General features: G+C 68.1%; 2 protein-coding genes. Both read left to right on the plus strand.

The window, feature by feature from the left end:
- Positions 1-76 precede the first annotated feature (76 nt).
- The gene (locus tag YH64_RS23505) at positions 77-11,647 is read left to right on the plus strand and encodes an ESPR-type extended signal peptide-containing protein (protein WP_143215506.1); all 11,571 of its coding nucleotides are present in this window, start codon (positions 77-79) and stop codon (positions 11,645-11,647) included.
- 96 nt (positions 11,648-11,743) lie between these two features.
- On the plus strand, positions 11,744-12,205 hold the full coding sequence (locus YH64_RS23510) for a DUF4019 domain-containing protein (protein ID WP_046806715.1): 462 nt from the start codon (positions 11,744-11,746) through the stop codon (positions 12,203-12,205).
- Positions 12,206-12,218 lie beyond the last annotated feature (13 nt).

Genomic DNA, 12,218 nt, shown 5'->3' on the forward strand with positions numbered 1-12,218 from the left:
CCTCTGATTCCTACTAGAAGAATCAGCGTCGCATTTACTGCTGGCGAATCGCGAAATTCGTCAATGGAGATTGGCCGTGAATAAAATCTATAGCCTCGTTTGGAACCGTGTGACAGGTGCGTGGGTCGTCGTGTCGGAATTGACGAAATCCCGTGGAAAGTCCAATCGAGGTGCGCGGCAAGCCGCGTTGCGCAGGGCGGGCGGCATCGCGGCGCCATTGATACTTGCGGCGGCAATGGGAGGGACGGTCTGGGCGGGTACCGCCATTCAGGGCATCATCATCAACCCGATCACCACCGGCGGCATTTCACCGGCCGCGGTCGACGCGAACTCCATCGCGATCGGCGGCGGCGGGGGGGCAACGGCGACGAACGTCAGCGTGGCAATCGGCGATGGGTCCCTGGCCACAGGGGCGAGCTCCATCGCGGTGGGCCGTAATTCCTCGGTGACCGGCAATAACGCGACGGGCGTAGGCTCGAAGTCGACGGCCACCGGCATCAATTCGTCTGCGTTCGGTTCCGACTCCAACGCCGGCGCCAACAATACCGTGGCGGTGGGTGCTTCCTCGACCGCGTCCAACACGGGCGCAACCGCCGTGGGGCAAGGGTCAACCGCGTCTGGCAACAGCTCGGTGGCGGTGGGCACGGGCGCTTCAGCGCTTGCCACGGGTGCCGTGGCGCTTGGACTGAACACCACAGCCGCCGGCAACAGCACCGTCGCCTTGGGCCAATTGTCCAGCACGTCCGCGGCTAATGCCGTGGCCATCGGCGTGTCGTCCACAGCCACGGCCACGGGCGCGGTGGCGCTGGGTGCGTCAGCGGCATCAGGCGGTATCGGATCGATCGGGATCGGCGTCAACGCGCAAGCCTTGAACCAGAACTCGTTGGCCATCGGGTCCAGCGCGGTGGCCGGCGCAACGGTGGGCGGCCCCATCAACGACACGGCGCTGGGCAACAACGCGCTGGCCAGCGGCGGCAGTTCGCTGGCGGCCGGCAACGGGGCGCGCGCCACCGCGGCCGGTGCGGTCGCGTTGGGCGCCAACGCGACGACGGGCGCCTCTTCGGCCGCCATCAACGGCATCGCGATTGGCGGACAATCGTCGGTGACCAGCCTCGCCACGTCGGGCATCGCCATCGGTCGCAATGCGCAGACCCTCGGCGCGTTCGGCATCGCGGTGGGCGATGGGTCGCGGGCCAGCGGCACGGGGCAGAACGTGGCGATTGGCTCGTCCGGCACGGCGGCCAACAGTGCCACTGCCCTGGGCGGGGCGGTGGCCATCGGGCGCCAACAAACCGCAACGGGCGACGGCGCGGTGGCAATCGGTGATCCCAACACCGCGACGGGCACGGGCGCGGTGGCGGTAGGCGCGGACAATAACGCGGCGGCGGACGGCTCGCTGGCCGTGGGTAACGGCAATACGGCCCTGACACCGGGATCGATTGCGCTGGGATCCACTTCGCAGGCCAACGGCGGCAATGGCGCTTTCGGCGCGGGCTTTTCTTCTGTGGCCGCCGGGCGCGGCGCGGTCGCCATCGGCAACACCAACCCGGCCACTGGCCAAGGCGCCGTCGCCATTGGCGACCTGAACACGGCGACCGGCCTGGCGTCCATCGCCATCGGCTCCGGCTCCCTGGCCACGGCGGGCAGCACCATTGCCCTGGGTTACCAGGCCAAGGCGTCGTCGGGGCAGGCCATTGCCATCGGCTATCAAAGCACCACCGCTGGCGTGAACGCAGTGGCGCTGGGCTATCTGACCAGCGCGGGCGGGTCCCGATCCGTGTCTATTGGCCCTGAAGCCAATGCGGCGGGATCGTCGTCCATCGCCATCGGCGACCTGTCAGTAGCCAAGGCGACGCAAGACACGTTTATCGGCTATCTGGCGGGCAGCGGGCTGAACACCAGCGTGGGGAACAACACCGCCATCGGCGCGCAAGCGGGCACGTTGGCGGCGGGCTCGTTCAACACGGCCGTCGGCAGAAGCGCCGGCCAGAACGTCAGCGGCAACTACAACATGGCGGGCGGGCACCTGGCCGGCAACAACGTGTCGGTGGACCGGACCGTGGCGCTTGGCTATCTGGCGACGACCAACATCGCCAACTCGGTGGCGCTGGGCAGCAACACCACCACCACCAGTATCTCGACGGCGTTTACGTCCGGCATGAACGCGTATGCCAGCAGCACGATCGGCGGCAACACGTACACCTACCTGGGCGGCCAACTCGTGCCCACGGGCGTGGTCAGCGTCGGGATTGACGGCAACACCACGCGCCGCATCCAGAACGTGTCCGCCGGCTTGCTCAGCGCCACCAGCACCGACGCGGTCAACGGTTCGCAGCTGTACGCGGTGGCGCAGCAGGTGTCCTCGTCGGCACCGACCCCCACCAACTATTTCAACGCCAACTCCACGGCGACCGGCGCGGGCAGCAATACGCGCGCCAACTCGGGCGCGACGGGTACGGACGCGGTGGCCGTGGGCGCCAGCGCCGCCGCCACCGGGCTGAACGACATGGCGTTCGGCAAGACGGCCACGGCGGGGGCGGGCAACGCCATCGCCATGGGTGTCGGGGCGCAGGCGACCGGCATCGCATCCATAGCGCTGGGCGCGGGCGCGACATCGACCGTGCCGGGCGGCGTTGCACTGGGCACGAACGCGGTGGGCTCGACCAACATACAGACCAGCGGTGTGGTGTCGCCCAGCACGGCGGGGCCGATCGCGGGTATCGCCTTCGACAACACGTCGAATATGGGCGTGGGCGCCATTTCTGTCGGCACGGCCACCGGCAAGCGCCAGATCAAGAACCTGGCGGATGGCTCCGATCTGACGGACGCCGTCACCGTGCGGCAGATGACGGCGGTGACCAGCGCGGCCAACTCGGGCATGAACAACGTGGGCACCAGCGTTGCCACCAACCTGGGCGGCGGCGCGACCTACACGGCGGCTACCGGCACCATCGGCACGCCAACCTACAGCGTGCAAGGCACGTCCTACACCAACGTGGGCACCGCGATAGGCGGGCTTAACACGGCGGTGACGAACCTGGCGACGGGCAAGATCGGCCCCTTTGTATCCGACAGCAGCGTGACCACGGTGCAGGCGGTGTCCTCGGGCGCGGGCGCGGCCGCGGGCGGTTTCGGCGCGTCGGCTACCGGCGCGGCATCCACCGTGGTGGGCAACCAATCGAGCGATAACGCGGTTGCCAACTCCGCCGTCCTGGGCCAGGGGGCGTCGGTCACGGCGGGCTTGACGGGCAAGAACGTGGTGCTTGGTCAAGGTTCGACGGCGACGATCGGGTCGCAAGCCGGTTATTCCTCGTTCGGCCTGGCGGCGGCGCAGAGCTCCGCCGGTGAAGTGTCGGTGGGCACGGCGGGCAGCCGTCGCAAGATCACCAACGTGGCGGCCGGCAGCGCACTGACCGACGCCGTGAACGTGGGTCAGCTGAGCGGCGCGGCGTCCAACGTAGGCAGCAGCCTGGCCACCGGCCTGGGCGGTGGCGCTACCTACAACAGCACGGCGGGCACGGTCAGCGCGCCCAGCTACACGGTGCAGGGCACGGCATACACGAACGTGGGCGCGGCATTGACGGGGGCCAACACGGCCATCACCAACCTGGTGTCGGGCGACACGGGGCCGTTCGTCTCGGACAACAGCGCGACCACGACGCAAGCCGTGGCCTCTGCCGCGAACAGCAGCGCGGGCGGCTTTGGCTCGTCGGCGACCGGTGCGGCATCGACGGTGGTGGGCAATCTGGCCACCGATAACGCGGTGGCCAATTCCACCGTGATCGGGCAAGGCGCTTTGGTCGCCTCGGGCCTGTCGGGTTCCAACGTGGCGGTGGGCCAGGGGGCGTCGGCCACAGTGGGTTCGCAGACCGGCTACACCGCCTTTGGCTTGGCGGCGACGCAGACCTCGGGTGGTGAGATGTCGGTAGGCACAGGCGCCAGCCGTCGCAAAATCACCAACGTAGCGGCAGGCAGCGCGGCGACGGACGCGGTGAACGTCGGCCAGTTGACGGGTGCGGCATCCAACCTGGGCACCAGCCTGGCCACGAGCCTGGGCGGGGGGGCCGCCTACAGCAGCGCGGCCGGCACGGTCAGTGCGCCCGGCTACACGATTCAAGGCACGTCCTACGCCAACGTGGGCGCGGCGTTGACGGGTGCCAACACCGCCCTGACCAATCTGGCGACGGGTAAAACCGGTCCGTTCGTCTCGGACAACAGCGTGACCGCGACGCAGGCGGTGGCCTCGGCGGCGAACAGCAGCGCAGGGGGCTTTGGGTCATCGGCCACGGGCGGAGCATCGACCGTGGTGGGCAACCAGGCCACCGACAACGCCGTGGCCAATTCCACGGTGATCGGGCAAGGCGCGCGCGTTACGGCCGGCTTGTCCGGCTCGAACGTGGCGCTGGGGCAGAACGCCAACGCCAGCACAGGGTCGCAAACCGGCTACACCGCGTTCGGCTTGTCGGCCACGCAGACGTCGGCCGGCGAAGTCTCGGTGGGCACGTCGGCCAACCGCCGCAAGATCAGCAACGTGGCGGCCGGCAGCGCGCTGAATGACGCTGTCAACGTGGCGCAGCTGAGCGGCGCCGCGTCCAACCTGGGCACGAGCCTGGCCACGGGCCTGGGCGGCGGGTCGACCTACAGCAGCGCGGCCGGCACGGTCAGCGCGCCCAGCTACACCGTGCAGGGCACGTCCTACGCCAATGTGGGCGCGGCGTTCGCGGGCACGGACGCGGCTATCAGCAGCTTGCTGACGGGCGATACGGGGCCGTTCGTGTCCGACAACAGCGTCACCACCACGCAGGCGGTGGCGTCGGGCGCGAACAGCAGCGCCGGCGGCTTCGGTGCATCGGCAACCGGCGCGGCGTCCACGGTGATCGGCAACGAAGCCACCGACAATGCGGTCGCCGGCTCGACGGTACTGGGGCAGGGCGCGCACATCGCCACGGGCGTGTCGGGTTCGAACGTGGCGCTCGGGCAGGACTCCAGCGCGGCCACCGGTTCGCAGACCGGCTACACGGCGTTCGGCTTGTCCACGGCGCAAGATTCCGATGGCGAGGTGTCGGTGGGATCCAGCACCATCCAGCGCAAGGTCACCAATCTGGCGGCCGGCAAGGCGCCGACCGACGCCGTCAACGTGGCGCAACTGAGCGGCGCGGCGTCCAACCTGGGCGCCAGCGTGGCGACGGGCCTGGGCGGCGGGTCCGCCTATAACCCGGCCACCGGCCAGGTCGCGCCGCCCAGCTTCGGCATCCAGGGCGGCACCTACAACAGCGTGGGCGACGCGCTGAGCCAGCTGGATTCCGCGGTAAGCGGCATCAGCAGCGGCAGCACCGGCCCATTCGTGTCGGACGACAGCGTGACGGCATTGCAACCGGTCGCCTCCGGTGCCGATGCAGTGGCGGGCGGCTTCGGCGCTTCGGCAACGGGGGCGGCGTCGACGGTCGTCGGAAACTCGGCGACGGATAACGCGGTGGCGGATTCCACTGTGCTCGGTCAAGGCGCGTCGGTTGCGGCGGGGCTGACGGGTTCTAACGTGGCGTTGGGTCAAGGCTCGATTGCGGCGGTCGGTGCCGAAACCGGCTACACCGCGATTGGCTTGTCGGCGGCACAAAGCTCCAGCGGTGAAGTGTCGCTGGGTTCGGCGGGTGCCGAACGCAAAATCACCAATGTTGCAGCGGGTAGCGCGGCAACCGATGCCGTGAACGTCGGTCAACTGACGGGTGTGTCGAACGCGGCGACGTCTGGTTTGAATACGCTGGGCACAAGCGTGGCGTCCAACCTGGGCGGCGGATCGGCGTTTGATCCGACGACCGGCACCGTTACCGCGCCCAGCTACGGTGTGCAAGGCAATTCGTATTCCAACCTGGGCGGCGCCATTGGCGGGCTGGACTCGGCAGTCACCGGTCTGGATTCGGCAGTCTCCGGTTTGGACTCAGCGGTCTCCGGCCTGGACTCCGCAGTTGCCGGCCTGAGCAGCGGCAACATCGGGCCCTTTGTGTCGGACAACAGCGTGACGACGACGCAAGCCGTCGCGTCGGGCGCCGATGCGTCGGCGGGTGGCTTCGGGGCTTCGGCAACGGGCGCCGCGTCGACGGTCTTGGGCAATTCCGCGACGGATAACGCGGTTGCGGATTCGACTGTCCTGGGTCAAGGCGCGTCGATCACGGCGGGGCTGACGGGTTCAAACGTGGCGCTGGGTCAAGGCTCAACCGCAACGATTGGGTCGGAAACCGGCTACACCGCAATCGGACTGACGGCACCCCAAAGCTCCAGCGGTGAAGTGTCCCTTGGCTCGGCAGGTGCCGAACGCAAGATCACCAACCTTGCTGCGGGCAGCGCAGCCACCGATGCGGTCAACGTCGGGCAACTGACGGGCGTGTCGAACGCGGCGACGTCTGGTTTGAATACGCTGGGCACGAGCGTGGCGTCCAACTTGGGCGGCGGATCGGCGTTCGATCCGACGACCGGCACGGTTACCGCGCCAAGCTACGGCGTCCAAGGCAATTCGTACTCCAACCTGGGCGGCGCCATTGGCGGGCTGGACTCCGCAGTCACCGGTCTGGACTCGGCAGTCACCGGTTTGGACTCGGCAGTGGCTGGCCTGGACTCCGCTGTTTCCGGTCTGGACTCCGCAGTTGCCGGCCTGAGCAGCGGCAACATCGGGCCGTTTGTGTCGGACAACAGCGTGACGACGACCCAAGCCGTGGCGTCGGGCGCGGATGCGTCGGCGGGTGGCTTCGGGGCCTCGGCAACGGGCGCCGCGTCGACGGTCCTGGGCAATTCCGCGACGGATAACGCGGTTGCGGATTCGACTGTCCTGGGTCAAGGCGCGTCGATCACGGCGGGGCTGACGGGTTCTAACGTGGCGTTGGGTCAAGGCTCGATTGCGGCGATCGGTGCCGAAACCGGCTACACCGCGATTGGCTTGTCGGCACCCCAAAGCTCCAGCGGTGAAGTGTCGCTGGGCTCGACGGGCGCCGAACGCAAGATCACGAATCTTGCAGCGGGCAGCGCAGCCACCGACGCCGTCAACGTCGGGCAACTGACGGGTGTGTCGAACGCGGCAACATCGGGCCTGAATACGCTGGGCACGAGCGTGGCATCCAATTTGGGCGGCGGATCGGCATTCGATCCGACGACCGGCACGGTTACCGCGCCCAGCTACGGCGTCCAAGGCAATTCGTATTCCAACCTGGGCGGCGCCATTGGCGGGCTGGACTCCGCAGTCACCGGTCTGGACTCGGCAGTCACCGGTTTGGACTCGGCAGTGGCTGGCCTGGACTCCGCGGTTTCCGGTCTGGACTCCGCAGTTGCAGGCCTGAGCAGCGGCAACATCGGGCCTTTTGTGTCGGACAACAGCGTGACGACGACCCAAGCCGTGGCGTCGGGCGCCGACGCGTCGGCGGGTGGCTTCGGGGCTTCCGCAACGGGCGCCGCGTCGACGGTCCTGGGCAATTCCGCGACGGATAACGCGGTTGCGGATTCCACTGTCCTGGGCCAAGGCGCGTCGATCACGGCGGGGCTGACGGGTTCTAACGTGGCGTTGGGTCAAGGCTCAACGGCAACGATAGGTGCCGAAACCGGCTACACCGCAATCGGACTGACGGCACCCCAAAGCTCCAGCGGTGAAGTGTCGCTGGGTTCGGCGGGTGCCGAACGCAAGATCACCAATCTTGCAGCGGGCAGCGCTGCCACCGATGCCGTCAACGTCGGGCAACTGACGGGCGTGTCGAACGCGGCAACATCGGGCCTGAATACGCTGGGCACGAGCGTGGCATCCAACCTGGGCGGTGGATCGGCATTCGATCCGACGACCGGCACGGTTACCACTCCCAGCTACGGAGTGCAAGGCAACACCTACTCCAACCTGGGCGGCGCCATCGGCGGGCTGGACTCGGCAGTCACCGGTCTGGACTCGGCTGTGGCTGGCCTGGACTCCGCAGTGTCCGGTTTGGACTCCGCAGTTGCGGGCCTGAGCAGCGGCAACATCGGGCCCTTTGTGTCGGACAACAGCGTAACGACGACGCAAGCCGTGGCGTCGGGCGCTGATGCGTCGGCGGGTGGCTTCGGGGCCTCGGCAACGGGCGCCGCGTCGACGGTCTTGGGCAATTCCGCGACGGATAACGCGGTTGCGGATTCCACTGTCCTGGGTCAAGGCGCATCGATCACGGCGGGCCTGACGGGCTCTAACGTGGCGTTGGGTCAAGGCTCAACCGCAACGATCGGTGCTGAAATCGGCTACACCGCGATTGGCTTGTCGACACCCCAAAGCTCCAGCGGTGAAGTGTCCCTTGGCTCGGCAGGTGCCGAACGCAAGATCACCAATCTTGCAGCGGGCAGCGCAGCCACTGATGCCGTGAACGTCGGGCAACTGACGGGTGTGTCGAACGCGGCAACATCGGGCCTGAATACGCTGGGCACGAGCGTGGCATCCAACCTGGGCGGCGGATCGGCGTTCGATCCGACGACCGGCACGGTCACCGCGCCGGCCTACAGCGTGCAAGGCAATACGTACTCCAATTTGGGCAGCGCCATCGGCGGGCTGGACTCCGCGGTCACCGGTTTGGACTCCGCCGTTTCCGGTCTGGACTCGGCAGTGGCTGGCCTGGACTCCACTGTCTCCGGCCTGGACTCCGCAGTTGCGGGCTTGAGCAGCGGCAACGTTGGCCCCTTTGTGTCGGACAACAGCGTGACGACGGCGCAAGCCGTGGCGTCCGGCGCTGATGCGTCGGCGGGTGGCTTCGGGGCTTCAGCAAGCGGCGCCGCGTCGACCGTCTTGGGTAACTCTGCGACGGATAATGCCGTGGCCGGTTCAACCGTCCTGGGTCAAGGCGCATCGATCACGGGGGGCCTGACGGGCTCTAACGTGGCGTTGGGTCAAGGCTCAATCGCAACGATCGGTGCTGAAATCGGCTACACCGCGATTGGCTTGTCGGCAGCACAAAGCTCCAGCGGTGAAGTGTCCCTTGGCTCGGCAGGTGCCGAACGCAAGATCACCAACCTCGCAGCCGGCAGTGCGGCAACCGATGCGGTCAACGTCGGGCAACTGACGGGCGTGTCGAACGCGGCGACAGCGGGCTTGAACACGCTGGCCACCAGCGTGGCAACCGGCCTGGGCGGCGGATCCGCCTATGACCCCGTCACTGGTTCGATCAGTGCGCCCACCTACACCGTGCAGGGCAATACCTACACGACGTTGGGCAACGCAATCGGTGGGCTGGATGCCACCGTGTCGAACATCAGCAGCGGCAAGTCGGGGCCGTTTGTGGCGGACGCGTCGGTCACCACCGCGCAACCGTTGGCAGCAGGCGCCAACAGCGCGGCGGGCGGCTTTGGCGCGCTGGCCACGGGTGCGGCATCGGTCGTGCTGGGTAACCAGGCTACCGACAACGGCGTGGCCAGATCCACGGTGCTGGGCCAGGGGGCGACCATCAATGCCGGCTTGACTGGCGCCAACGTGGCCTTGGGCCAGGGGTCGGTGGTGTCGATGGGCGCGCAGAACGCGTATGTGGCCTTTGGCCTGGCGGGCACGATCAGCTCGGCGGGCGAAGTCTCGGTGGGCTCGCCGGGCAACCTGCGCAAGCTGACCAACGTGGCGCCGGGCAGCGACCTGACCGATGCCGTCAACGTACGCCAGCTGCAAACCGTGAATACGCGTCTGGCGCAGGTGAATACCGACGCCTTGATGTGGGACCCGTCGTCCAACGGGGGCGTGGGCGCCTACACGGCCGCGCACGGCAGCATCGGCGGACCCAGCATCATCACCAGCGTGGCGCCGGGCGTGCTCAGCGCAACCAGCTGGGATGCCGTGAACGGAGCGCAGCTGTTCGCCACCAACGAAGCAGTGTCGGAGTTGACCACCGCGGTGAACAGCTATACCAGCACCTTGGACCCGGCAGTCAATGGCCAGGGCGTTCGTTACGAGCGCACCAACGACACCGGGATGACTCCGAGCGACGCGTTTGCAAGGGGACAGGGCTCAACCGCCATCGGCTACAACGCCCAGGCGGACGGCGCGGGCAGCCTGGCCTTGGGCGCCAACACGCACGTCACTGTGGATGGCGGTATCGCCATCGGCGAAGGGTCTATCTCGGATCGGGCCGCCGTGACGCGCGCCGTGGCGCCGGGGGCGTTCTCGGTGGGCGCGCCAGGCATGCTGCGCCAGGTCATCAACGTGGCCGATGGCACACAAGCGCAGGACGCCGTGACGGTGCGCCAACTGCAAGGAGCCATCGCGTCGGTCGCAGTGACGGGCACCCAGTACTTCCACGCCAACAGCACGTTGGTGGATTCGTTGTCGGTGGGCACGGACGCCATCGCCGTCGGACCCGAAGCGGTGGTCAACGGGGACTCGGGCATCGGCATTGGGCTGGCGGCGGAAGTGGACAGCACTGCCACCAACGGCATTGCCATCGGTTCCTCGGCGCGATCCGCGCTGGACTCGGCCGTGGCCTTGGGCTCGTCCGCCCTGGCCGGGGGCTCGCAGTCGTTGGCCTTGGGCGCCTCGGCGAGCGCCGCGGGTGATCGCAGCGTGGCGCTGGGCGGTTCCGCCAGCGCCGCCGGGGATAACACCGTGGCGCTGGGCACTGGCGCGCAGGCCTTGCAAGCGGGCGACGTGGCGCTGGGCGCCGATGCGGTGGCCGACATGGGCGCGGCGCCGGCCTACACCGGCAAGTACTCGGGCGTGTCCAACACCATCGCTGGCACGGTGTCCGTGGGCACGGCGGGCGCGGAACGCACCGTCAGCAACGTGGCCGACGCGCAAAACGCCACTGACGCCGTGAACCTGCGGCAGCTGGATGGCGCGGTGACGCAGGCCAACCTGTACACCGACCAGCAGATCGCCACCGTCAATAGCGGCTTGACGCAAGGCGGCAGCGGCATGTTCCAGGTGAACCAGGCCAGCGCCACACCGGCGCCCACGGCCACCGGCGCGGATGCCACCGCGGCCGGCGCGGGCGCCGTCGCCTCGGGTGACGGTAGCACCGCGTTGGGCAACGGCGCCGAAGCGCGTGGCGCCAACTCGGTGGCGCTGGGGGCGGGCAGTACCGACGGCGGACGTGCCAACGTCGTGTCCGTCGGGGCGGCCGGCAAGGAACGCCAGGTGACCAACGTGGCGGCCGGCACGGCACAGACGGACGCGGTCAACGTGCAGCAGTTGGACGCGGCCAAGCAGGGCTCGGTGCAGTACGCCACCACGCCGGGCACGGGCGCGGTTGACTACTCGCGCGTCACGCTGGGCAACGGCGGGGCACCGGTCACGCTCAGCAACGTGGCCGATGGCGTCGACAACAACGACGCCGTCAACGTGCAGCAGTTGAACGCCGGGCTGGGCGGCGCGGTGCAGCAGTCCAACGCCTACACCGACGGCAAGTTCCAGAACCTGCGCAACGACGTCGATCGCTATCGCCGCGATGCGGCGGGCGGCACGGCCACGGCGTTGGCGGTGGCGGGTCTGGCGCAAGCCTACGCGCCGGGCCGGGGCATGTTCTCGATAGCGGGCAGCACGTACGACGGGCAGCAGGGCTTTGCGATGGGCTTGTCCACCGTGTCGGCCAGCGGCAATTGGGTCTACAAGCTGTCCGGTTCCACCAACACGCGCGGTACGTATGGCGCGGTGATCGGAGCGGGCTATCAGTGGTAAGGGAACGTCGGCTTGCCGGAACGATTTTCCGGCAAGCCGGTGGACTTGTGCAGTGCTTGTGCCAATGCGGTGTTTATCTTTTCACAGTGAGGACTTATGCAACAACAAACTCTGATTTCTCGCGCCTTGCGCGTCGGCCTCTTCAGCGGCGCCCTGTTGCTGGCGGCGCCGGCGCTGGCGGCCGATCCGTCGCTGGACAGCGCGGTGACGGCGGCCCAGCAATGGGCGTCGATGTCGGATAGCGGCGCCACGGACAAGATGTGGAGCGCCAGCAGCGACATCATGAAAAAGCGCGTGGACAAGCAGGGCTGGTCCGAATACCTGAGCCAGCTGCGCAATGAAGTCGGCCGCCACACGAAGCGCGAGTGGCTACAGGTGGTGCGCGTGTCCGACCCGGCCGACCTGCCGCAAGGCCAATACGTGAACGTGATTTTTTCCACCAAGTTCCTCAACATGCCCGCCACCGAAACCGTATCGATGGTGGCCGGCAAGAACCGCTGGATACCGATGGGCTACGTGGTGCGCAAGATTGCACCGGATGGGCAAGCGCCGATGTAAGCCGGCGGCGCGC

This window comes from Achromobacter sp. LC458 (assembly GCF_001005835.2).
Lineage (GTDB): Bacteria > Pseudomonadota > Gammaproteobacteria > Burkholderiales > Burkholderiaceae_B > Achromobacter > Achromobacter spanius_B.